Origin of the sequence: Sorangium sp. KYC3313 (assembly GCF_052075895.1) — a bacterium.
GTDB lineage: Bacteria > Myxococcota_A > Polyangia > Polyangiales > Polyangiaceae > Sorangium > Sorangium cellulosum_B.
Genome location: NZ_CP197255.1, coordinates 8,432,316 through 8,455,118, shown reverse-complemented (window position 1 = coordinate 8,455,118; position 22,803 = coordinate 8,432,316). Strand labels below are relative to the sequence as shown.

Sequence of the window (22,803 nt, the reverse complement as noted above, 5' to 3'; positions counted from 1 at the left end):
GGGCGTGCTGCGCTGCGGCAGGTGCGCGCGAGGAGCGAGGGCCTTCGCAGCGGCGCCTGCCGCTCGTTCGCCATGAGGCCCGCCGGGAGCGCCGCGCGCCCGCGCGTGTCCGCCGCAAACGAACCCACCGAGCGGAGCGGGTTGCCAGTGCTCCTGGTGCTGACTAGTCTCCGCGCCCGCATGAAGCTCGCCCGCACACTTCTCCAGACACCTCGCATCGTTGGCGTCGTCCTCGCGGCCTCGATCGTGGGCGGGCTCGGGGTCGCGGGCTGCTTCGTCGAGGGCGAGGGCCTCCCGCCGCCGGTCGAGGGGCTCTATTACCCGACGGGGCTGGCGGCGTCTCCCGGGGGACGGGTCCTCTACGTCGCGAACTCGGACTTCGATCTCCAGTTCAACGGCGGCACGGTCCAGGCGCTGGATCTCCAGCGGCTGCGCAAGCGGGCGCTCACGCTCCAGTCGGAGCTCGCTCCCGGCGGGCAGAACGCCAGCGTGCGCGGTGCGTGCAAGAACGTGGGGCTGGCGACAAACGCTGCGCCGTCGCTCTACCCGGGGCCGTGCGGGCCGCTCGACATCTCCGCCCTCGAGGGCGATGACGAGGTCGTCCGGAGCTCGGCCGTGATCGGCGCGTTCGCGTCCAACCTCCTCCTCGTGCACAGGCCGCTCAGCGGCGAGGGCGCCGACCCCGGCGCGGAGCGGCAGGCGCGCCTGTTCGTGCCCGTGCGCGGCGACCCCTCGGTGACCTTCTTCGACGTCGCCGACGACCGGTCCGACGACGCCGGCGCGCCGCGCTGCGAGGGTGACGCCTGCTTCCAGCTGGACTGCGGCGCGAGCGCGTCGGGCGGGCGCTGCAGCCGAGATCACCGCATCGGGGAGGACCCGGGCCGGGAGCTCATCCGGCGCAAGCTGCCGCTGGAGCCGTTCGGGATCGCCGCCGGCCCGGACGGGACGAGCATCGTCGTCTCGCACCAGACGGAGAACGCCGCGAGCGTCATCGTGAACCGCTGGGAAGCGAGCGAGCGGCCGCAGCTCGCGCACGTCCTCACGGATCTCGCCTTCGGGCCGACGGAGCTCGCGGCCGTGCCGCGCCCGAGCGTGCTCGGGGCGCTGCAGCAGAGCGGGTGGGCGATCGACGACCAGCCGGCGTTCGCGGTCACGTACCTCGCGGCGCCGGAGCTCGGCCTGCTCCGCTATCAGGACGCCGCTTCAGGCGGGGCGCCGCGCCTGTACGAGTCGACCCCGACGCGGATCACCGCGCTCGCGAGCGGCACCAACTCCCGCGGGATCGCGTTCGACGCGAGCGAGCGGAAGGCGTGCGAGGACGGCTGCGCGGATGACGCAGACGTGGCCGAGTGCCTCGAGCGGTGCGTGGAGATCCCGATCCCGGTGTACGTGGCGCATCGCGGCCCGAACTCGCTGCTCATCGGCGAGCTGACGACGACGCTGGTCAAGAGGGACTCGGACGTCCCCGCGGCGAAGCGGGCCTCGGTGTTCGACACGATCGCGTTCCACGACGCCGTCGTGCTCGGGGCCTACCCGTCTCGGATCGAGATCGGTGAGGTGATCGACCTGGAAGGCGTGCCTCGCCGGAGGATCTTCGCGCTCGCGTTCGACGCTGGGCTCGCGTTCTCCTACGACCCGGAAGCGCGCGAAGTCGACGCCGTCATCAAGACCGGGCGTGGGCCGCAGGCGCTCGCGTTCGACACGGGGTCCGCGTGCGGCGACGAGAAGGAGCGCTGCGCATGCGAGCAGGGCAGCGCCGGCTGCGACCCCTATTCCCTCATGTACATCGCGCATTTCACCGACTCCTACCTCGGCGTTGTCAACCTCGACATGCGCAAGACGAACACGTTCGGAACGATGATCCTCACGGTGGGCACGCCTGTCCCGCCCCGGGAGTCCCAATGAAGCCGCGCCTCGCGCTCGTCGCCTCCACCTCCGCCCTGGCGCTCGCCGGGTGCGCCGCGGAGGCGACGCCGGTCCCCGTCGAGGCCCTGGCGCAGTCCGGCCGCAGCGCCTTCGTCTGCCTCGCCATCGACCGGCCGGATCCCGACAAGCCGGGCGTGATGCGCTCGCTGCCGATCACGGACTGCTCGTCCGGCACCGTCGAGTCGTCCACCGACTACGAGGTCGACGCCAAGGACGGGGGCAGGGCCACGCTCCCGCACCTCTACGGCCTCGTCACGCAGACCGCGCGCGGCGAGGTCGCGGTCGTCGATCTGACGACCGAGTCCTCGCTGATCGTCGATCGGGACACGGGCACGCCCGCCCCGAGCTTCCTCCCGGTCGGCGCGCAGCCGGTCGACATCGTCGCGACGCCGGGCGGGACCGCGTCGTTCGTCGCCGTCGCCGAGCCGGGGCGCGCGGGGATCTACGCGCTCCCGTCGGCGAAGGTGCTGCCGCGCGAGGGCTGCCCGGTCCCGTCGCTCAGCTCCTGGCCGGCCTGCTCGCTCCCCTCGGCGCCGGGCGAGATGCTGCTCCTCGCCGACCCGCCGGATGCCGACGGCAACGTGCGCAGCTCGTGTGACGCCGGCCTCCCCCCGTACGACGTCAAGCCGACCCCGCCTGGTGACCCCGGCGCGTTCGTGGACGACGTCTGCGCCACCTCGAACGGGAGCCTCGCCATGGAGGGCGGCGGCCGGCAGAAGCTCCTCGTGACCCTGCCCGATCTCGGCGGCTTCGTCGTGATCGACGCGCAGACGCTCCTCGAGCACGAGGACTACAAGGACGGCGGCTTCAAGGAGTGCAAGGTGGAGCGGTGGGTCCCTCTCCAGGTCTCGCTCCCGCCGGCCGCGCCGCCCGACGAGCCGCCGCCCGGCGACGTGTCGCCCGACGACGTGTCGTGCTCTCGGCCGGCGGTCGCGGCCAGCCCGGAGCAGGCCTTCGACAAGCCCCGGCCCGCGGGGCTCGCGCTCTCCGGCGACCGGCTGTTCATCGCCGATCTCGACGCGCCTGTGATCCACGTCGTCGACCTCCCGACGCCCTGCGAGCCGCGCGAGCAGCCCCCGCTGCTGCCCGCGTCGACGCTCGACCCCGGGCGCGTCGTCACGACGAGGCGCCTCGCGGTGAGCCAGGCGTCGCCCCCCGAGTTCAACCGCTACCTCTACGCGGTCGACGCCGGCGACGGCAGCGTGATGGTCTTCGACGTCAGCGACGACGTCGGCGAGGACGCGTCCAGCCGGTCGCCGCTCTCTCGCGAGAACCCGGACTGGAACCCGTTCCAGCCGCCCGACCGCATCCGCCTGCCGGCGCCTGTCCGCGATCTCGCGATCGTGCAGCGCGAGGTCCCGAGGAGCCTCCCGGCGACGGGCGTGGTGCCGAGGGGGATCCGGTGCAGCCCCCTCCCGGAGCTCAGGACGTGCGACAGCAGCGTCACGTCGTGCGACCTCGAGACGCTGTACCGCACGTCGACCGATCGCGACTCCGGCGCCGGCCCGCTGAAGCTCCGGGGCACGTTCGCGTACATGGCGCTCACGAACGGGCAGGTCGCGATCGTCGACATCGACGACCTCGACGCGGCCTGCCGCGGACCCGAGCGCCAGAGCGCCCGCGCGGGCTGCGGCGCGGACGCTTCGCCGAGCGGTCCGCCGCTCGAGACGAGCGGCGAGGCGTCGTGCAACGTCGTCCTCCCGCACGCTGTCCGCTCGGAGACCTACATCGTGGCGAGCGACGGCTCCGGCCAGATCGAGCCCGGCGTGCAGGGCCTGCCGATCCTCTACGATCGCAGCGGCGCGGTCGTGCCGCTCTCCGGCGAGAGCCCGAAGATGCGCGCCACGTTCCCGTCCGAGGGGGCCGCGCCTGACCTCGCGCTCGCGGTGGGGGTGCAGCGCGAGGCGATCGCGTCGAGCGACAGCGCTGAAAGCGAGCTCGACGAGCGGGGGCTCGTGCTGAGGTCCGGCGGGCCGCAGCACGCGCTGACGATGAACCTCGAGGACCCGCGGGTGCACATCGCCAACGAGACGTGGACCGTGACGTACGAGGGGGTGCTCACGTCGATCACCCGGGCCTCCATCGCCTTCGACGAGAACCTCCACCTGAGGGGCACCGACGCCCGCTTCTGCCGCCGCGGCGTGCAGAGCCTGACCAGCGTGACGGCGCAGCTCAAGGCCGCGGGCGTCCCGGAGGGCGAGGCCGAGACCCGCGCCGAGCAGCTCGCCGACTTCGCGCAGATCACGTCGGAGCTCCCGGACGAAGACGCCACCTACTGGAAGAGCGTCGACCCGGCCGTCTGCTCGTTCGACACCTGCAACGCGAAGTACGGCAGCGTCATCACGTCGCGCCCGGCGCTCCGCGTCGTCGAGGCCTACGAGGACCACCTCGAGCTCGAGCCCAGGAATGAGGTCGAGTTCGCGGCGTGCTGCTTCGCCGGCTCGGTGCAGCTCGGCATCCGCGCCGGAGGCCAGTGGGTCGTCCGGAGCAACGGCGCCGGCTTCCTGCACCACGTGATCGCCGATCCTGCGGGCGGCTATTGCCGCAACTCGTGCGACACGCGCCTCTCGCGGTTCAACGGGCGCGTCGTCCACACGCCGCGCGACGGGCGCGTCACCGACGGTGACGTGGGAGCGTTCCTCAACCCGATGTTCCGGTTCGCGGTCACGGGCGGCGTGCCCGAGCAGGACATGCAGTTCCGCTTCACCACCCAGGGCGCGTTCACGCCGCTCGCCCTGGACCTCGCGGAGATCAGCGACACACCGGAGCTCCAGCCGCAGTCCATCCAGCTCGTTCCGGCCACGGGCCAGCTCGCCGTCACCGACGGCTCGGTCCAGGGCCTGTTCCTGCTGAGCTCACGCGACGTCGCCGTGGCGCGCCGGTACCGCTGAGCCGCCTGCCGGCCCAGCGGCATTGCGGTCTCGGCGCCGATATTTCCACGAAAACAGCGGAACAAACGCGCGATTGACGCGTGGACCTCCCCGGCGGTCGAGACTAAGACGCCGGCGATGCAGCCGTCCGAGCAGCCTGTGGCCAGGAAGAAGCTGACGCCGGTGATGCGCCAGTACGAGGATGCGAAGGCGCTCCACCCCGACGCCATCCTCTTCTTCCGGATGGGCGACTTCTACGAGATGTTCAACGACGACGCGGTCCTCGTGTCGCGCGCGCTGAACCTGACGCTCACCAGCCGCAACAAGGGCGAGCCCGACGAGTCCCCGATGGCCGGCGTCCCGCACCATGCGGCGCACGGGTACATCGCGCGGCTGCTCGCGCTCGGCCACAAGGTGGCGATCTGCGAGCAGTGCGGTGATCCGTCGAAGATCAAGGGGCTCGTGCCGCGGCAGGTCGTGCGCGTCGTCACGCCGGGGCTCGTCACCGAGACCGAGCAGCTCGACGCGCGCGCCAACCACTACCTGGCGGCGGTCGACGGCGGCGGCGCGCCCCGCGGCGACGCCCTCGGAGCGGGGGGCCCCTACGGCCTCTCGCTGCTGGATCTCTCCACCGGCGAGCTCTCGGCCACGTCGGTCCCGGACGCCGCGACGCTCCTCGCGGAGCTCGCCCGGGCGGACCCGCGCGAGGCGCTCATCGCCCGGGACCTCCCGGACGTCCGCGCGGCCGCGGCCTCGCTCGCCTGCCGGGCGGCGCTGCGCGACGACGAGGAGCTCGACAGTGCGCAGGTCGCGTCGATCCTCGACGACGCCGCGATCGAGCCGATCTCGGCGGCGGCGCTGGCCGAGCACCCGCTCCCGGCGGTGCGCGCCGCGGCGCGGGCGCTGCGCTTCGCGCGCCGCTGCAGCCCCGGCGCGCGCATCCCGGTGCGCCGCATCGCCCCGCACGACACCTCGGGCACGCTGCGCATCGACGAGACGGCCCAGGCGCACCTGGAGCTCGTGCGCGCCGCGGACGGCGGCCGCCGCGGCACCCTGCTCGACGTCATCGACTGCACGGTCACCCCGGGCGGCGCCCGGCTCCTGCGCCGCCGCCTGCTCTCGCCGCTCGCCGACCTGGCGGGCATCCGCCGGCGCCTCGACGAGGTGGAGCTCTTCGTCTCGCACCCGCGCGCCCGCGGCGAGCTGCGGCAGGCGCTCGGCGGCGTCGGCGACCTCGAGCGCCTCAGCGTCCGCGCGCTCCTCGGCGAGGCCACGCCGCGCGACCTCGGCCTCCTGCGCGACGGCCTCACGGCGGCCCCGGCGGCGATCGCCGCGGTCCGGTCGATCCCCGACCTCGGCAAGGCGGCGGCGCGGAGCGACGACGGCGCCGCCGCGCGGGGCAACGACGCCGCTGCGGTCGGATCGAGCGCCGAGCCGCTCCTCGCCGAGGCGGCGGCGCTGGATGTCGTCGCCGACGTGTGCGCCGAGCTCACCGCCGCGCTGATCGAGCGGCCGCCCCCGAACACGCGCGAGGGCGGCATCTTCCGCGAGGGGTACGACAAGGAGCTCGACGACGCGCGCGGCGTGGAGAAGAACGCGACGGAGCTCATCCTCGCGCTCGAGGCGAAGCTGCGCACGCAGACGGCCGCGCCCTCGCTCCGGGTCAAGTACACGCGCGTCTTCGGCTGGTACATCGAGGTGACGCGCGCGCACATCGCCAAGGTCCCGGAGACCTTCCGCCGCAAGCAGACCGTCGCGACCGGCGAGCGCTACACGAGCGACGAGCTCGACGAGCTCGCCGACAAGATCGAGCACGCCGGGGCGCGCGCGCTGGAGCGGGAGACCGCGCTCTTCGACCGGCTGCGGGCCCTCGTCGCGAAGAGCGAGGGCCGCCTCCGCGCGCTCGCGCGCAAGCTCGCGGCGTGGGACGTCGCCGCCGCCCTCGCGGACGTCGCCCACCGCAACGACTACGTGAGGCCGCACGTCACGGCGGGCGAGGCGCTCGCGATCCGCGACGGCCGCCACCCGGTGGTCGAGCGCTACGCGGCCGCGGGGCACTTCGTGCCGAACGACACCCGCCTCGATCTCTCGGGCGAGCGGCTCTGGCTGATCACGGGCCCCAACATGGCGGGCAAATCGACGCTCATGCGCCAGGTGGCCCTGATCGTGGTCCTCGCGCAGATGGGCAGCTACGTCCCGGCGCGCGAGGCGGAGATCGGCCTCGTCGACCGGATCCTCTCGCGGGTGGGCGCGAGCGACAACGTCGCGCGCGGCGAGAGCACGTTCATGGTGGAGATGCGGGAGACCGCCGAGATCCTCCGCGACGCGACGCGGAGATCGCTCGTGATCCTCGACGAGATCGGCCGCGGCACGAGCACGTACGACGGCCTCGCGATCGCGTGGGCCGTGGCGGAGCACCTGTTCGACGCGATCGGCTGCCGCGCCCTGTTCGCGACGCACTACCACGAGCTGACGGAGCTCTCGGCGCGCGCGCCGGGCATCGCGAACTACTCCGTCGCCGCGCGCGAGCACGGCGACGACGTGATCTTCCTCCACAAGCTGGAGGCGGGCCCCGCGAGCCGCAGCTACGGCGTGGCGGTCGCGCGGCTCGCGGGGGTCCCCGAGGGGGTGCTCGCGCGCGCCCGCGCGATCCTCGCGACGCTGGAGTCGGGCGCCGCGCTGCCGGGCGGCAAGCACGCCTCCCTCCGCGGCCGCACGCGCGGCGGCGCCGCGCAGCTCGACCTGTTCGCCCCCGCGCAGGCGGCGGTGCCGCCAGAGCAGTCGGCCGTCATCGAGACCCTCCGCGCCGTGGACGTCGATCGGCTCGCGCCGCTCGACGCGCTGCGGCTCGTGGCCAAGCTGAAGGGGCTCCTCGGCGGCGGCGGCTGACCGCGGCGGCTCAGTCCGGCGGCGCGATCTCGCGGAGCTCGGTGCCGCCCGCGTACCCGTAGCTCACGAACGAGTCGAACCCCGTCACGAGCAGCCCCACGGGCGCGGAGGCCGTGAGCCAGTGCACGCCGTCGCGCTGCATCCCCGGCAGCACGTTGTCCGGCGCCTGCCGCGCCGGATCGATCGCCGCGAAGCTCAGCTGGCAGCGGTAGACGACGAACGACGGCGAGCCGCCCCCGCGCTGCGCCTCCGTGAGCCCGTCCGCGGGCGCGATCTCGCACTCGTCCGGCCCGAGCGTCGCGTCGTCGAGCCGCACGACGGCCGACCGCGGCGCGACGACCGAGATGAAGTCGAACGCGTACTTGTCCGGCGTCAGGAACACGTAGTCCGGCCGGAACTGCTCGATGGGCGGCAGGATGGTGAGGCTCGGGTCTCCGCCTGGCAGCCCCTGCTTGACCCCCGTCGCGTTCTGGCTGGCCATGATCTGCGACACGATGATCGGCGCGGAGCTCTCGATCATGAAGTCGCCCCACGCCGTCACCTCGCGGAACTGGCCCAGCGCCGACAGCGTGATCCGATCGTCCGGCGGCGGCAGGGTCGTCTCGATCACGGCGCCCTTGCCGCTGGCCGCCACCATCCTGACGTACTCCGGCTCGGGCACGGCCTCGATCCGCGCGCCGGCCTTCTTGACGGTCAGCGACCGGCTCGGCGTGTGCGGCACCGCGAACCGCTTGCCGGCGGTCCGGGTCGGATCGAGCTGATCCTCCAGGTGGTCGGCGCAGCAGCGGCGATCCGCGAGCACCTCGAAGTGCGGCGCGTCCGAGGCCTCGCTCCCGGTGAAGACCGCGATCGGCTGATCGGCCTTCACGATCGATCCGGTGAAGTCCGCGTTGAACCCCCCGCTCTCCAGGTTGAGCACGTCGAACGCGCCGAGCTTGACCTCGATCGACCCGCCCTCGGGCGTCTCCGGGACGGGCCCGCCCCCGACGACCTTCGCCGTCGTCGTCACCTGCACGGTCGTGTTCTCGCGCGTCCCGACGATGGTCAGGAACGCCCGAAGGTCGATCGGGTTCTGCGGATCGAAGTTCGTGTCCGGATCGTCCGTGACCGCGATGGTCTGCGGCCACCCTGTGACGACGTACGCCGTCGCCATCGCGCCCGGGCTGTACGTCAGCGCCTCGCGCGGCTTCAGCAGCGAGGCGTCGTTGGAGAACACGTTGGCGTTCTCCAGCGGGTTGAACTGGTAGGCGACGATGGGGAACTTCGACGTGATCTTGTACGCGTGCCGCGTCAGCGCCGTGTGCGTGCCCGTGTTGTACTCGCCCTCCGGGCTGCCATCGACCTCGCGCGGCCCGAGCTTGAACACCTGGAGATAGAGCGGCGCGATGAGCCCGCTCGCGATCTCCACCGGGGCGGGCTCGTCGCCCGGCGCGCCGTCGTCCTGGAAGATGCGGATCTCGTTCGGCACGTCCGGCTGCGGGTTCGAGACCACCACCGCGAACTGCTGCGCCGCCGCGTTTCCTGTCGCGTCGATCCGCGCGTTGTCCAGATCGACCGCCCAGTACTCGCACCCCACGTTGCTCCGCTCGAGCTCCGCGACGGCGCAGAGCTGCTGGCAGCTCCCGCTCCGGCACGCCTCGCCGGCCTCCGTGTCGCACGTGTCGATCACGCGGCCGAAGCGGCCGTCCGCGTCGCAGACGACGACGTCCTGCTCGCGGCACGAGTGCGCGGCGGGCACGCAGGGCCGGCAGCCGAGCTCGACCGACGCGCAGACGAGCCCTCGAGCGGCGCAGTCGTCGAGCGTCACCCAGGCCAGCCCTGCGCCGGTCTCCTCGCAGCGCGCGAGCTCCGCGCCGCAGCGCACGTCGCCGGCCGTGCAGGGCGGCGGCGCCTCCGGCCGCTCCCCCCACCGCGTGCCGCTGTCGAAGCAGCTCGGCGCGAGCCCGAGCCCCGCGGCGACGGCGACGAGGGCGGCGGCTGCGGCGTGCCGCGATCGGGCGCGGCGTCCTGGCTTCCGTGCGCGCGCCGGCCTGCGCGCTCGCGTCGGGTGGGGCGGGGCGCTCATCACAGGTGCGCGTTGAAGCTGTCGAGGGAATAGGCCGCCATCCCTGCCGGCTTGAGCTGCCGGTACACGAGCTTGCCGTAATCGAAGCCGTCGATCCGCGCCCCGTACACCCCGATCGTGAGCGGCCCCGGCGGCAGCGCGCCGTGCTCCAGCCCGAGCTGCCGGAGGTCCGGCACCTCGACGGCGTGCGACCCTGCCGGCACGGCCACGGTCCACCGGATGAGGCCGTTTCCGCTCGCGATGTCGTAGACGCTGAGATCGACGGGCGCCCCTGCGCCGAACGAGGTCGCGAGGTGGGACCCATCCCAGGCGCCGTTCTGCGCGGGCGCCTCGAGCGTCGGCACCCCCACGAAGTCGCCGATGCGCACGGGCTCGCTCGTGCTGGTCGAGAGGACCCGCCCGACGACGGACAGCGGCGCCAGCCCCGCCTGGCCGGTCACCGCGCGCGCGGACGAGTGGTAGCTCGCGCCGAGCAGGTCGCGGGCGAGCGGCGGCACGCCCACGAACGTCAGCCCCCCGTCGAACGGGATCAGCGGGCTCTGTGCGCCGATCGGGAGCGTCGCGAACCCGTCGTTGCCGATCATCAGCGACACGTTCGCCTGGATCCGATCCGGCCCCTTCGGCCCCTTCGCCGGTGCCCTGACGTCCATCGAGAGCGCGTGGTCGAGCGGCTGGTTGATCCGCACGAACACCTCCCTCGTCCACTGGTTCGGGAGCACGGGGATCCCGCGGACCACGCCCATGGCGTACGCCGTGAACCGCGGCGGGGTCGTCGAGCGATCCTCGAGGCCCGCCAGCGCGTAGATCGTGCGGTTGCCGGGCGCGATGTACATCGTGAACCCGTGCCCGAGCTTGCCCGACGTCTCCGGCGTGAGCGCCTGGAACTCGGACGGCAGCCTGAAGGTCGCGAGAGGATCGGCGCCCGTCGTGAACAGGTACGCCGCCTTTCGCTCGGTCTCGCGGCGCGGGCTCGGGATGTTGCCCCACGCGACGCTCCCGGGGTCCAGCGACGTGTCCCAGACGAGCTCGCCCTCGATCGCCCCCGCGCTGCCGACCTTGCCGCCGACTGGCGGGGGCGGATCGCCGGACGCGCCGCACGCGGGGGTGAGCACCGGATCCAGGTAGACGGTCACCGTGTCGACCGGCACGTCGACGAACGAGATCGGGCTATGGCACGTCGCGGCCACGGTGACGGTGCGCGGCGAATCGAGCGACGCGTCCTCGATCACGGCGACGCCGGACGCGTCGACCTCGATCGGGGAGGTCGTGTCGGTGCCGACGACGACGCTCGCTCCCGGGATCGGATCCCCCGTGAAGTTGTTGTAGACGAGCACCTTCAGCCGCCCGGCGAGCGGCGCGCCGCTGAGCCCGCCCTTGTAGCCGTTCTCGCTGTCCTCGTACGTGTAGCCGTCCAGCACGAGGATCCGCTCGCCGCCGGTCGTCACCGAGATCGTCTTCGCGCCCGGCGTGCCCTGGGGCACCGTGCACAGGAGCCGCGTCGGCTCCTGGACGGCGAGCGACGTGCACGGCTTCTGATCGATCTTCGCGACCGTCGTCTCGTTCCAGCGCGTGCCCTGGCCGACGAGCTCGATGGTCGTCCCGCCGGAGATCGGCCCGCTCGACGGGGACGCATAGAGCGCGTCGTACACGTAGCCGCCCGGCAGCGTTCGCCGGGTCGACGTGTCGTCGCCGTTCTGCGCGGCGAGCTCCACCGGGCCCGCCGCGCCCGGCGGGGCCGCCACCTGGACCCGGCTGGGATCGATCGGCACGATCGCGGACGGATCGACCTCGACGTCGCCGAACCAGACGCGGACCTGGGAGCTGAAGCCGTTGCCGTGGAGCAGGACGCGCTGGCCTCCGTTGAACGGCCCGTGGGTCGGGTCCGCGCCGAGCAGCGCGTGCGGATCGCCGCCGGGCAGCCCTGCGCCGGCCGACGATGACGTCGACGTGGTCTGCGGGTCCACGCCGAAATCGCCGCCATCGCCGTCGGTCTGCCGGCGGATGCCCTCCGGCGCCGAGGCGATGCACGCAGAGACGATCGCGAGCCCTGCGCAGACCGGAGCGAAGCGTGCGGTAAGAAAGCCTCGTGATGCGGTTCGCACGAGGCGAGTGTACGCCTGCGCGGAGAGCCGCGCGAAGACACACGCAAACACACGGAAATTGTGCACGCCGAGGTGGCGGCTTCGTCGCTTGACAAGCGAGGCGCATCGGGGTAGCAAACCGCCCCCTTCTCGCGGTCTCGTGACGAGGGGGACAGCGGAGGCTGAATCCTCGCCTTCGCTGCCGCTGAACCAAATCCACACGCTCTCCTGGCACCCACGGCATTCCGCGGCCCGGTGCCCCAGCAGCACGGACGCTCCTGTCCGCGCATGGGGTTGGTCGCGGGAGGGGGAGCGGCGGACCAACCGAAAGGGCACTGCCGTGACCGATACCAGCTTCTCCGCATCCGTCCCCGCGGCCGACACCATGCAGGCCGCCGCCCCCCAGCCGGGGGATTTCCCGCTCCCGCTCCGCTCGCTGCTCGACGCGGGCGTGCACTTCGGCCACCAGACGAAGCGCTGGAACCCGAAGATGCGGCCGTTCATCTACGGCGCGCGCAACGGCATCCACATCATCGATCTCGACCAGACGACGCGGCTCTTCAAGCGCGCGTACGACTTCCTGACCGACGCCGTCGGCCGCGGCGGCCACGTGCTGTTCGTCGGCACGAAGCGCCAGGCGCAGGACATCGTGCAGGAGGAGGCCCGCCGGTCGGGCATGTACTTCGTCACGAACCGCTGGCTCGGCGGCACCCTGACGAACTTCCGGACGATCAAGCAGGGCCTCGATCGCCTGCGCACCCTCGAGCGCATGAAGGAGGACGGCACCTACGAGCAGCTGCTCAAGAAGGAGGTCGTCCGCCTCGAGAAGGAGCGCGAGCGGCTCGAGAAGTACCTGGGCGGCCTCAAGGGGATGGGCGGCCTCCCGGCGGCGATCTTCGTGATCGATCCGCACCAGGAGTCCATCGCGATCAGCGAGGCGCGCAAGCTGAACGTCCCGGTCGTGGCCATCACGGACACGAACTGCGACCCGGATCTCGTCGACTTCGTGATCCCTGGCAACGACGACGCCATCCGCTCGATCCGGCTGATCACGGCCCGCGTCGCGGACGCGTGCGTCGAGGGCGCGCAGCGCCGCAAGGATCACGGCGAGGGCGGGCAGCAGGCGGCGGGCGGCGGTCGCGGCCAGCGCGACGAGATCAACGTCTACCAGGGCGGCCGCGGCGGCCGCGGCGGCGGCCCGCGCCAGCAGCAGGCGTCGTAGCGCGACGGAGCGGTCCGGCGCCCGGGCGGCGTGGTGACGACGATGTCGCCGCTCGCCTGGGCGGTGTGGCAGCCGCGAGAGAGCAGAGAGGGCGCAGGGACAGAAATGAAAATTTCACGCCTCTGCGCCTTCTGTGCCTTTGCGGTTCGGCCCGCCCTCGCTCGGGCCGTTCGTGCAAGAGCAGTCGGACGTGTGGTGAACGGGGGCCGCTCGGCGCGGCCTCTTCCTAATCTAGGTTCCAGGTTGAAGGAGAAAGAGCCATGGCCGGCATCAATGCGCAGGCGATCAAGGAGCTTCGTGAGCGTACCCAGGCGGGGATGAGCGACTGCAAGAGCGCCCTCGCGGAGGCCGAGGGCGACATGGAGAAGGCGGTCGAGATCATCCTGAAGAAGGGTCTCGCGAAGAGCGCCAAGCGGGCCGGCGCGTCCGCCACCGAGGGCGAGGTCCGCGCGGTGGTCGCGGCCGACCGGCGGAGCGCGACGATGGTCGAGGTCAACATCCAGACCGACTTCGCCGCCCGCAACGACGCGTTCCGGCAGTTCGTCGGCGACGTGCTCGCGGCGGTCGAGAAGGCGCCCGACGGCGCGGAGGCGGCTCAGCTCTCCATCGGCGGCAAGTCGATCGCCGACACGGCCACCGAGCTGACCGCGCGCATCGGCGAGAAGGTCGCGGTGCGCCGGTGGGATCGCGTGTCGATCCCGGCGGGCAAGCACGGCGTCGTGCACGCGTACGTGCACCTCGGCGGCAAGATCGGCGTGATCGTGGCGCTCGAAGCGTCGAGCCAGGCGGTGGCGGAGCACCCTGCGGTGCAGAGGTTCATCGACGAGACGGCGATGCAGGCCGCGGCGATGAGCCCGATCGTCCTCCATCGCGACGAGGTCTCGGCGGAGCTGAAGGCCAAGCAGCAGGAGATCTTCGAGGCGCAGCTGCGCGAGGATCCGAAGCCGAAGCCGCAGGCGGCGTGGCCGAAGATCATCGAGGGTAAGTTCAACAAGTGGTACTCGGACATCGCGCTGCTCGAGCAGGAGTCGCAGGAGGCGGTGTCGCGCGGCGAGTCGGGGCAGACGATCGAGAAGCTCCTCCAGGCGGCGGCGAAGGCGGCCGGCGGCGAGCTCAAGCTCACGCGCTTCGCGCGGTTCGAGCGCGGCGAGGGCCTCGACAAGAAAGAGGACGACTTCGCCGCCGAGGTGGCGAAGATGGCCGCGAGCTGACGCGGTCCGATGGGGGGGCGCCTCGCCGCCGTCTCGATCGACCTCGACGAGGTCCCGAACTACTTCGCCATCCACGGGCTCGCCGTCCCGGATCGCTCCGGGGCGGCGGTCGCGCTGAGCGCCGTCTACGACACGGCGCTCCCGCGCATCGCTGATTTCGCTGCCTCCCACGGCATCCCCGTCACGCTGTTCGCGATCGGCCGCGACCTCGCGCGCCCCGAGAGCGCCGCGGCCTTGCGCGCGCTGAGCGACGCCGGCCACGCGGTCGAGAACCACTCGTACGGGCACCGCTACGACCTCTCGCGGCTCCCGCGCGCCGCGATCGCGCGGGAGGTCCTGCTGGGCGCCGAGGCCATCGCGGAGGCGGTCGGCCGGCGTCCGACGGGCTTCCGCGCGCCCGGGTACACGGTGAGCGACGCGCTGTTCGACGCGCTCGACGCCGTGGGGGTCGCGTTCGACTCCTCGGTGTTCCCGTGCCCGCCGTACTACGCCGCGAAGGCGCTCGCGATGGGCGCGCAGCGGGTGAAGGGCAGGGGGTCGTCGTCGATCCTGGACACCCCGCGCGTGCTCGCGGCGCCGCGCCGGCCGTACCGGCCGGGGCGACCGTGGTACCGGCGCGGCGGCCGGCGCTTCGTCGAGCTGCCGATCCAGGTGACGCCGGGGCTCCGGCTGCCGGTCATCGGGACGAGCGTGGCGCTCGCGGGCGCGGCGGGCGCGCGGCTCCTGGCGCGCGCGTGCGCCGGGGAGGCGCTCGTCAACCTGGAGCTGCACGGGATGGACTTCCTCGACCGGAGCGACGGCCTCGAGGCGCTCGCGCCGTACCAGCCGGAGCTCCGGCTCGCGCTGGGCAGGCGGCTCGAGGCGCTGGGGGCGTTCGTGGAGGAGCTTGCGCGGAGGGGAGCGAGCTTCGTGCGACTGGACGAGGCGAGCCGGGAGCGCGGGCTCATCACGTGACCCGGGGTGTCGACCGGGGCGTCGCGAGCATGGCCGCGGCGGGGTACCCGAATTTCCTGCCGAGCAGGGTGCCGTCGGCTACCTTCCCGGCGATGGAGTTCGAGCGCCTCCAGGAGCTCTACAACCGCTGCAACCCCGACGAGCCGCTGTCGCCGGGCGATGAGCGCAACGTGGACATCGACGTCCGCGGCGTCCGCGGGGCTCACTGGACGAACAAGCTCGCGCGCCAGATCGAGCTCTCCAGGACGCCTGTCTGCCAGCTCTTCACCGGCCTCCGCGGCACGGGGAAGAGCACCGAGATCCAGCGCCTGGCGGCCAGGCTCTCCGATCCGAAGCGGCGCAACCTCCTCACGGTCCTGATCGATGCGGATGACGTCCTCGACCTCACCGTGGAGATCGACATCTCGGACGTGCTCGCGCTGGTGCTGCTCCACACCGAGCGCGCCATCCTGGCCGCGGAGGGCGAGGACGCGACGAGCGCGTTGACGGACGGGCCTCACCGGCGGCTCTGGGCGTGGCTCTCGCGGACCGATGTGGAGATCGGAAAGCTCACCGCGGGCGTGGAGGCGGGGGCGAAGACCGGGGTCGAGCTCAACCTCAAGACCAACCCGACCGTACGCCACCGGGTCCGCGAGATCGTGGCCAGGCACCTCTCCACGTTCGTCCGCTTCGTGCACGACGAGCTCCGGGAGCTCGACTGGCGCGCGCGCAAGCTCGGGCGCTCCGGCGTCGTGATCCTCTTCGATTCGCTGGAGAAGCTCCGGGGCACGAGCCTCACCTGGAAGCCGGTGCTCGAGAGCGCCGAGCGCATCTTCTCGACCGGCGCGCCTTACCTCCAGCTCCCGGTGCACGTGCTCTACACGATCCCGCCGGCGCTCGCGCGGCGCATGGTCGAGCCGCCCGTATCGTTCCTGCCGATGATCAAGGTCCGGGACGCCGAGGGCAGGCTCCACCCCGAGGGCGTCGAGGTCATCGCGGAGCTCGTGAAGAAGCGCATCGACGAGGACGCGCTCCGCGAGCTCTTCGGCGAATCGGCGCTCCGGGACCGGCTCCGCGCCATCGCCCTGTGGTCGGGCGGCTACCCGCGCGAGATCGTGCGGCTGCTCCAGACGCTGCTCGAGCTCGAGACGTTCCCCGTGGACGCGAAGACGCTCGAGCGGGAGCTCCACCGCGCGGGGAACGCCTACCGGAGCATCGTCTACGACAGCGGCGCGATCCCGTGGCTCGCCACGGTGAACCGCACGAAGCGCCTCATCACGAACAGCGAGCAGGAGCGCGAGGCCGCCGACCACCTGCTGCAGAACAACGTCATCCTGCGCTACCTGAACGATGACGAGTGGGTCGACGTCCACCCGTCGGTGGCGGGGATGCAGGAGCTCGCCGGTCCTACCGCCGACGCGGAGGGCACCGAGCCGGAGAAGGGCGCATGACCGGCGCCGCGGGCGGGGAGCGCTCGCGGCTCGTCCGGGCGCTCGCGCTCTCGCGGCGGTTCCATCTGTACCTCGCGCGGTGCGCCAGCCCTCGCGCGGCGGATGCGCTGGTTGCGGAACTCACCGCCGAGCTCCCGCGGCTCGGGCGACCCGAAGTCCGCCTCGTGCGGCTGGAGCCGTACAGCGGGCGGACGGAGGACACGCCGCTCACCGACGGCGAGCTCGCGGATCGCGTCCTGCTCCCGCTGCTCGACCCGCCCGAGGCGCTCCGCGGCGCGATCCACTTCGTCGACGCGTCGCGCGCGGCCTATGCGGACACGGCGTCGTGGGCGCGCTTCTTTTCGCTGTGGAACGAGAAGCGCAACGTCCTGGGCCCGTCCCGAGGCGAGGTCGTCGTGATGCTGCCGGCCGCGCTCGCGCCCGTGTTCGCGAGCACGGCGCCGGATGTCTGGTCGATCCGGAGCGGGGAGTACGTCATCGACGAGCGCGGCAGCGCGCGTGACGACGGCCTGGAGGCCTACGAGCCGGGATCGAGGTCCTTTGTGGGCGCGGCGCCCGCGGCCGCTTCCGTCGTGGCGACGGCTTCGGAGGGCGCGGCGGCGCGCGTCGAGGTCGCGCTGCAGCTTCTGCGCGCTGTGCCGCCGCTCGCGCTTTTCGGCGGCGATCTCGTGGTCCGGCCCTGGGTGGAAGATCTCCGTTCCGCGGTCGCCGCGCGCGAGATCAGCGACCCCAGTGAGTACGAGCTGCGCGGGATGGATGACATCCCGCCGCCGCTTGTCGCACGGCGCAAGCTGCGCCTTGCCGGCTGGAAGCTTGCCACGCGGCGATTCAGCGAGGCCGAGGAGCTTTACGCCGAGCTCATCTCTCGCGCGGATGGCGACGACGCAGAGCTCACGGCCCACGCGCTCTCGGGTCTCTCCATGGCGCTCGCCGTCACGGGCCGAGCGGCCGAGGCTTCCGGGCACGGAGCTCGGGCGCTCTCGCTGGTCGGATTCGAGCGCGGCGGAGATGGCCTCCCCGCGCGCTTGTCACCCGACGTGACAGCTCGTGCGCTGCGCGCAAACGCGCTCGTGCAATGGTGTCTGGGTCATCTCACCGCGGCAGAGGAGCTCGATCGGGCGCTCGCATCCGTGAGCCAGCCATCGAGCGCGCGCCTCCTCTCGCGCGTCCTCCGGCTGGCCGAGCGCGGCCAGGTGGGGGCGGCGGAGGCGCTGCTCGGTTCCGGAACGCTCCCCCCGTCCCCGCGGCTGATAGCGTTCCCCGACGACATCTCGCTGATCGTGCACATCGACGTCCTCTTTGCGAGAGGTGAGATAGACGCCGCGCGCCTTGGCCTCGCGTCGCTCCTCTCCGGGGTCGGTGATGCGAGCGTATCCTTGTTCGACGACGACGCGAGTCTCGCTGACCGTTGTGAAATAACCGCCGCGCTCATCGAGATCCTCCGCGGGGACGAAGAAGAAGCGTCGAAGCTCCTCGCGCGTCCGATGAATGCATCGTCGCTTTCGTCCCATGAGAGCGAGCCGGAAGGTGGCAGCCGGGCAGGAGCCTTCCACGCGCTCGCATCGGGTATCCTCGCGTGGAGCACGCAGGGGGCTCAGGGCGCGTCGACGTGGTTCGAGCGCGCTCTCCGCCACGTCTCCGCGTGGGGGCTCTCTGGCCTGGACTTCCGCTCGCGCATGCGCGCGCGGGCGGCCGTTGCGCTCCTCTGGATCGCGGTCCAGCCCCAAGGCGAGCCTTGGCTTGCAGCGGCGCGGGACGTCGTCGATCAGGCCGAGGCGCTCCTCGGCGACACCGCGGAGGACCACATGAGCCGCGCAATTGCCGTGGCGGCGCACCGTGAGTTCGCGCGGCGCCTCGCGAGCGCCGGCGCCGGTGACGCCCGCTCCGCCGCGCAGCGCGCCGCGGCGCTCGCCGAACCCCTCGGCGGCCTCGGCGTGCCCGCGTGGGACGAGCTGGTCCGCGCTGCAGCGCGCCCGTCCTGAGTTTCCCTGGTTCCACCCACCAGGAGTCCGGCCGGGGAGCGGGAGACAGCGTTCAACGCAAAGGCGCAAAGGCGCAAAGGCGCAAAGGCGCAAAGAAGAATTTCATGCAGTTTTGCGTCTTTGCGCCTTTGCGCCTTTGCGTTGAATTCTCTTTTCTCTCGCGAGGCAGATCCCCCGGCAGGAGATCCCACCCGCCGTACTGGACGCGGCGAGCCTGCGGCGCGGCGATCGCCGGCCATGGGGGTAGGGGAGATGGATGACGCGATGCGTTGTGCGCGCGTTCCCGGCGCGTCGTGCGCGTGCCCGGGATCTCTGGCGCGCGAGGGAGACGAGCTTGCCGCATGCTGCGTCCGCGTCGTGCGCGCGTCCGAGCGGCCTGTGCGCGCGTCGCCCCGCGCCGTGCGCGCGCCCCGCGCCCGTGGTGCGCTGGCGCGACCGGGGTTGCGCGCGTTCCCCCGCCGGTCTCGCGCGCGCCGGCTGCCCTCGTGGCGCCGTTGATCTCGCCTGGCGCGCGCGTCGCGTCCCGCCGAGCGCGCCACAGTGACCGATCCTGCGCCGCTTTCCCGGCCCCCAAGCATTCGTTCGGACTGGATCGTCGCGACGTGATCGTGCCCTCTGGAGGTGCTCCCTTTCCTCGCGTTGACGCTTTCTCATAGCTTCTCCTTTCATGGCCACCACCAAGACCAAGAAGCCCGCGCCGGCGGCATCGCCGGCCGAGGTACCGACCGTTTCATCCACCACCATCAGCCTCGACGCCCTCGCGCGGGAGCTCGGCCCCGCGGATGGCGCGTTCGCCGCGCGCACCTACGCGGGCATCCCCGAGGAGGACCTCGTCACCGAGGGGACGCGCATCGACTCGCAGAGCCTCATCGACGACGTCCCGCACTTCGTCGCCTCGGCGCGGCGGATCCTGGGCTCGCTGTCCGAGGTGCAGCGCGGCAAGGTGCGCATGCCCACGGCGCTCTTGCCGCTGCTCGTCGCCGAGGCGGGCAGGCTCCAGGCGATGAAGCGGTCGCACGACGCGGCGGCGACCGAGGCGGCCGGCGCGAGGGCCGCGCTCGAGGTGCAGGAGCGGAGCGCGATGCGCGACGGCATCGGCGAGCGCGATCTCTGCTACGGCGGCCTGCGCAACGCGCTCGGCGCCCGCCGCATGGCGCGGGTCGACGCCGTCGTCGGGCGCGCGGACTCCCCCGAGGGCCTCGCCAAGGGCCTCGAGGCGCTCGCGAGCTTCATCGACGAGACCCGACGGGCCGATCCGGCACAGGACGCGAGGCTCCTCGAGGACTACGGCGTCGGCGCCGAGTGCGCGGCCGCGCTCCGGGCCACGGCGCAGCGGGTGCGCGGCGTCGCCGGCGTCCAGATCGCCGCGGGGCGACGGGTGACACAGCGCGCGCTCGATCTGCAGGACGGGCGGGTCGCGGTCGTGATCGAGAAGATCCTCCGCGCCTTCCGCGCGGCGCGCCGGGTCGACGGAACGATCCTGGTCCCCGAGCTGAACAAGGCCGCATGGATGTTCGAGGCCCGCTCCGGCAGCTCCGGCAAGAAGCCATCGCCCGCCGGAGAGAAGCCCTCGCCCGCCGGAGAAAAGCCCTCATCCGGCGCAGAGACGCCCCCGCCCGCCGCGGGCGGAGCGCCGGCCGCAGGCGGAGCGCCGGCGCAGGGAGAGACGACGCCGATCCTCGGCGCCGACGGCTGAGCCTCATCCCCCAGGAACACGGGCGGCGCCGCCTGTCGCCGACGCTGTCCACGGCCCGTCTCCACGCCTTCAGCCCGCCACGAGCCGCCTCGCGACGACCATCCCGAGGACGCCGGCGAGCAGGCAAGCGACCAGCGTGATCGCGATGTTGGCGAGCCCCGCCGCCCACGACTTGTACTCGATGAGCCGGATCGTCTCGTTGTTGAAGCTCGAGTACGTGGTGAAGCCGCCCATGACGCCGGTGCTCAGGCTGAGGCGGAGCGTCGGCGACAGGAGCGCCGTCGTCGCGGCGACCTCTCCGATGGCGCCGAGCAAGAACGACCCGATCACGTTGACCGCGAGCGTCCCATACGGAAACTCGGCGCCGAGGCGCTGCTGGCACCACGTCGACAGCCCGTAGCGGGCGAGGGTCCCCGCGGCGCCGCCGAGGCCGATCCAGAACCACCGATCCATTCGTTTCTCCTTCTCGCTCGAGTCGCGACGACCGTGCTCGGCCGCCGTGCCCTTGCGTCCTCACCGCCGCTGGCCCCCCAACGCTCGCGCGGGTGAAGCGCCGCTTCAACACGACCGGGCCGTGCCGCCCCGATCTGCACTACATGATCCCGGCCGAGAGCCGCCTGCCCCAAGCCCCGGGGCTCGTCGAGCAGATGGGGTACTTCGTCGTCCACGCCCCGAGGCAGACGGGCAAGACGACCGCCCTCCGCGCCGTTGCCGAGCGGCTCACCGCCTCGGGTCGACACGCCGCCGTCCTCTTCTCCTGCGAGGAGGGAAGCGCCGCCGGCGACGACTACGGCTCCGCGCAGCGTGCCGTCCTGCGCGAGCTCACGCGCGCGGCGCAGATCGCGCTGCCGCCCGAGCTCCAGCCGCCGCCGTTCTCCCTCGAGGGCGATGAGGGCCTCCTCTCGGCGGCCCTCACCGCCTGGGCGCGCGCCTGCCCGCGTCCGCTCGCCCGGACCGCGCCCCGGTTCAGCGAGGCCACGACGCCCCGCGGCCGTCGCGTCGCGGTGCTCCGCCTGTAGAGCGCCGTCGAGGCTCTCGTCCCGGGAACGAAGAGCGTAGGCCCGAGCAGCCCGACAGGCCCTCCCGTCCCGCGCCCCCGCCCACCACGGACTGGGCGCCCCGCGCCCCCCCCCCGCTACTCCGCCGCCTTCCTGAACTCGATCACCCGCCCGCCCGCGCCGTCCGCCAGCGCAGGCCGGTTCACCCGCGACACCTCGTCCGTCGCCACCCCCGACGCCGCGATGAACTGGCGCGCCTGCTCGTTGTCGCCGTGCGCCAGCTCGTCCGGCGTCCCCGACGCGACGACGCGCCCCTGGATCACGAGGAACGCCTGGTGCGCGATGCGGAACGTGCTCGCCATGTCGTGCGAGATCACGACGCTCGTCACCTTGAAGCGCGACCGCGTCTCCTCGATCAGGTCGTCGACCATCCGGCTCGTCAGCGGATCGAGCCCGCTGGTCGGCTCGTCGTAGATGAGGATCTCGGGCTCGAGCATCAGCGCGCGCGCCAGGCCCACGCGCTTGCGCTGCCCGCCGGACAGCTCCGACGGCATCCGGTCCTCCTTGTTCTCGAGGCCGAGCGAGTTCAGCATGCCCACGACCTTGTCGCGGATGTCCCGCTTCGACATGTGCTTCCGGTGCTCGCGCAGCGGGAACGCCACGTTGTCGAAGATCGTCAGCGAGTCGAGCAGCGCCGCGTACTGGAACACCATGCCGAACCGCTGGCGCATCCGGTTCATCTCGAAATCGTCGAGCGCGCCCATGTCCACGCCGTCGACCCAGATGTGACCGGTGGTCGGCCGCTCCAGCCCGATGAGCAGCCGGAGCAGCGTGGTCTTGCCCGCGCCCGACCCGCCGATGATCACCGCCGTCTCGGTCCGCCGGAGGTGCATCGTGATGCCGTGCAGCACCTTCGTCGCCCCGAACGATTTCTTGATGTCGTCGACGAAGAGGTGATCCTCCGGCTGCCACCCCGGCGGCATGTTGCCCACCTGCTGCGCCTCCGGGGGGGCCGCGCGCTCGGGGGAGACCTGGCTGGGCGGCCTTCTCGACATCCGCGCAGTACGGTACCACGGAGGGGGCCCCCCAGGACGCCGATCGCCTTGTAGCACCGTAAGGGCGAGCACGTGCTTGACGCGGCAGGGCGCGGGACGGAAACGTTGCTCATGACCGACGACCTACTCAAGGCAGCCCTCGAGACGGCAGAGGCGAAGACCGACAAAGACGGCTGGGCCGAGCTCCCTGAAGGGCGCATGCTCACGCTCTATGCCGCGCACGACGGCGTGTCGCTCCCGGTGACCAAGATCGAGGCCGTGTCGAGCGCGGGCGGGCTCCTCAAGGCGCGCAGCTCCAAGGGCGAGACGTTCGTGCTCGCGCTGAAGGACGTGTTCGCCATCGCCCTCGACGGCGGCGGCAAGGGAGCCCAGGCCAGGAAAGCCGGCTTCCTCGGCTGATCGCGGCGATCTTCCATGGCCCGAT

General features: G+C 72.5%; 14 protein-coding genes and 1 pseudogene. 11 read left to right on the top strand and 4 right to left on the bottom strand.

The genetic code is table 11. The features are described 5' to 3' along the window. The first annotated feature begins 180 nt into the window (after positions 1-180). The 3 genes from ACSRUE_RS32195 to mutS all read left to right on the top strand — a co-directional run bounded on the left by ACSRUE_RS32195 (position 181) and on the right by mutS (position 7,685). Positions 181-1,905: a hypothetical protein gene (locus ACSRUE_RS32195; protein ID WP_441286931.1), complete on the top strand. Its 1,725-nt coding sequence runs from the start codon at positions 181-183 to the stop codon at positions 1,903-1,905. After that, the gene (locus ACSRUE_RS32190; RefSeq protein ID WP_441286930.1) at positions 1,902-4,817 is read left to right on the top strand and encodes a hypothetical protein; all 2,916 of its coding nucleotides are present in this window, start codon (positions 1,902-1,904) and stop codon (positions 4,815-4,817) included. Before ACSRUE_RS32195 ends, ACSRUE_RS32190 begins: the two co-directional genes overlap by 4 nt. 117 nt (positions 4,818-4,934) lie before the next feature. After that, positions 4,935-7,685 carry a DNA mismatch repair protein MutS gene (mutS, locus tag ACSRUE_RS32185; protein WP_441286929.1) on the top strand — a complete coding sequence of 917 codons (2,751 nt, stop codon included), beginning with the start codon at positions 4,935-4,937 and terminating at the stop codon, positions 7,683-7,685. Between the two features lie 10 nt (positions 7,686-7,695). Here mutS and ACSRUE_RS32180 read toward each other — a convergent pair whose 3' ends face one another. Together ACSRUE_RS32180 and ACSRUE_RS32175 are read right to left on the bottom strand one after the other, a co-directional pair. Next, the gene (locus tag ACSRUE_RS32180; RefSeq protein ID WP_441286928.1) at positions 7,696-9,750 is read right to left on the bottom strand and encodes an IgGFc-binding protein; all 2,055 of its coding nucleotides are present in this window, start codon (positions 9,748-9,750) and stop codon (positions 7,696-7,698) included. Further along, positions 9,750-11,852, bottom strand: a complete 2,103-nt coding sequence (locus ACSRUE_RS32175) for an IPT/TIG domain-containing protein (protein ID WP_441286927.1) — start codon at positions 11,850-11,852, stop codon at positions 9,750-9,752. Before ACSRUE_RS32175 ends, ACSRUE_RS32180 begins: the two co-directional genes overlap by 1 nt. A gap of 364 nt (positions 11,853-12,216) precedes the next feature. Between ACSRUE_RS32175 and rpsB the strand changes: the two genes are divergently transcribed. The 6 genes from rpsB (at position 12,217) to ACSRUE_RS32145 (ending at position 20,326) form a co-directional block, all read left to right on the top strand. Beyond that, entirely contained in the window at positions 12,217-13,053 is an 837-nt protein-coding gene (gene rpsB, locus ACSRUE_RS32170; RefSeq protein ID WP_437719550.1) for a 30S ribosomal protein S2, read from the top strand. A 260-nt stretch (positions 13,054-13,313) separates the two neighbouring features. Then, complete coding sequence (gene tsf, locus ACSRUE_RS32165; protein WP_441286926.1) at positions 13,314-14,264, top strand: translation elongation factor Ts; 951 nt, start codon at positions 13,314-13,316, stop codon at positions 14,262-14,264. Between the two features lie 9 nt (positions 14,265-14,273). Then, positions 14,274-15,218, top strand: a complete 945-nt coding sequence (locus ACSRUE_RS32160; protein ID WP_441286925.1) for a polysaccharide deacetylase family protein — start codon at positions 14,274-14,276, stop codon at positions 15,216-15,218. Beyond that, the gene (locus ACSRUE_RS32155; protein ID WP_441286924.1) at positions 15,215-16,648 is read left to right on the top strand and encodes a hypothetical protein; all 1,434 of its coding nucleotides are present in this window, start codon (positions 15,215-15,217) and stop codon (positions 16,646-16,648) included. Before ACSRUE_RS32160 ends, ACSRUE_RS32155 begins: the two co-directional genes overlap by 4 nt. Beyond that, positions 16,645-18,630, top strand: a complete 1,986-nt coding sequence (locus ACSRUE_RS32150) for a hypothetical protein (RefSeq protein ID WP_441286923.1) — start codon at positions 16,645-16,647, stop codon at positions 18,628-18,630. Before ACSRUE_RS32155 ends, ACSRUE_RS32150 begins: the two co-directional genes overlap by 4 nt. Before the next feature lie 667 nt (positions 18,631-19,297). Further along, positions 19,298-20,326, top strand: coding sequence for a hypothetical protein (locus tag ACSRUE_RS32145; RefSeq protein ID WP_441286922.1), 1,029 nt, complete (start codon positions 19,298-19,300; stop codon positions 20,324-20,326). A 69-nt stretch (positions 20,327-20,395) separates the two neighbouring features. On the opposite strand, the gene crcB is transcribed toward ACSRUE_RS32145, so the two are convergent. Next, positions 20,396-20,779 carry a fluoride efflux transporter CrcB gene (gene crcB, locus ACSRUE_RS32140; RefSeq protein ID WP_441286921.1) on the bottom strand — a complete coding sequence of 128 codons (384 nt, stop codon included), beginning with the start codon at positions 20,777-20,779 and terminating at the stop codon, positions 20,396-20,398. A gap of 92 nt (positions 20,780-20,871) precedes the next feature. Between crcB and ACSRUE_RS32135 the strand changes: the two are divergent. After that, a pseudogene (locus ACSRUE_RS32135) lies at positions 20,872-21,321 on the top strand (ATP-binding protein); the annotation flags it as partial. A 140-nt stretch (positions 21,322-21,461) separates the two neighbouring features. Here the strand turns inward: ACSRUE_RS32135 and ACSRUE_RS32130 are convergent. Beyond that, positions 21,462-22,379, bottom strand: a complete 918-nt coding sequence (locus tag ACSRUE_RS32130; RefSeq protein WP_441286920.1) for an ABC transporter ATP-binding protein — start codon at positions 22,377-22,379, stop codon at positions 21,462-21,464. Between the two features lie 111 nt (positions 22,380-22,490). Here ACSRUE_RS32130 and ACSRUE_RS32125 point away from each other — a divergent pair, with 111 nt between their 5' ends. Next, a complete protein-coding gene (locus ACSRUE_RS32125) occupies positions 22,491-22,778 on the top strand; it encodes a hypothetical protein (protein ID WP_437768029.1) in 288 nt (95 codons plus the stop codon). Positions 22,779-22,803 lie beyond the last annotated feature (25 nt).

Excerpts from the sequence above, each read along its gene's own strand:
- ACSRUE_RS32195 (WP_441286931.1), top strand. The coding sequence starts at position 181 with ATGAAGCTCGCCCGCACACTTCTCCAGACACCTCGCATCGTTGGCGTC.
- ACSRUE_RS32190 (WP_441286930.1), top strand. The coding sequence starts at position 1,902 with ATGAAGCCGCGCCTCGCGCTCGTCGCCTCCACCTCCGCCCTGGCGCTC.
- mutS (WP_441286929.1), top strand. The coding sequence starts at position 4,935 with ATGCAGCCGTCCGAGCAGCCTGTGGCCAGGAAGAAGCTGACGCCGGTG.
- ACSRUE_RS32180 (WP_441286928.1), bottom strand. The coding sequence starts at position 9,750 with ATGAGCGCCCCGCCCCACCCGACGCGAGCGCGCAGGCCGGCGCGCGCA.
- rpsB (WP_437719550.1), top strand. The coding sequence starts at position 12,217 with ATGCAGGCCGCCGCCCCCCAGCCGGGGGATTTCCCGCTCCCGCTCCGC.
- tsf (WP_441286926.1), top strand. The coding sequence starts at position 13,314 with ATGGCCGGCATCAATGCGCAGGCGATCAAGGAGCTTCGTGAGCGTACC.
- ACSRUE_RS32160 (WP_441286925.1), top strand. The coding sequence starts at position 14,274 with ATGGGGGGGCGCCTCGCCGCCGTCTCGATCGACCTCGACGAGGTCCCG.
- ACSRUE_RS32150 (WP_441286923.1), top strand. The coding sequence starts at position 16,645 with ATGACCGGCGCCGCGGGCGGGGAGCGCTCGCGGCTCGTCCGGGCGCTC.
- ACSRUE_RS32145 (WP_441286922.1), top strand. The coding sequence starts at position 19,298 with ATGGCCACCACCAAGACCAAGAAGCCCGCGCCGGCGGCATCGCCGGCC.
- crcB (WP_441286921.1), bottom strand. The coding sequence starts at position 20,779 with ATGGATCGGTGGTTCTGGATCGGCCTCGGCGGCGCCGCGGGGACCCTC.
- ACSRUE_RS32130 (WP_441286920.1), bottom strand. The coding sequence starts at position 22,379 with ATGTCGAGAAGGCCGCCCAGCCAGGTCTCCCCCGAGCGCGCGGCCCCC.
- ACSRUE_RS32125 (WP_437768029.1), top strand. The coding sequence starts at position 22,491 with ATGACCGACGACCTACTCAAGGCAGCCCTCGAGACGGCAGAGGCGAAG.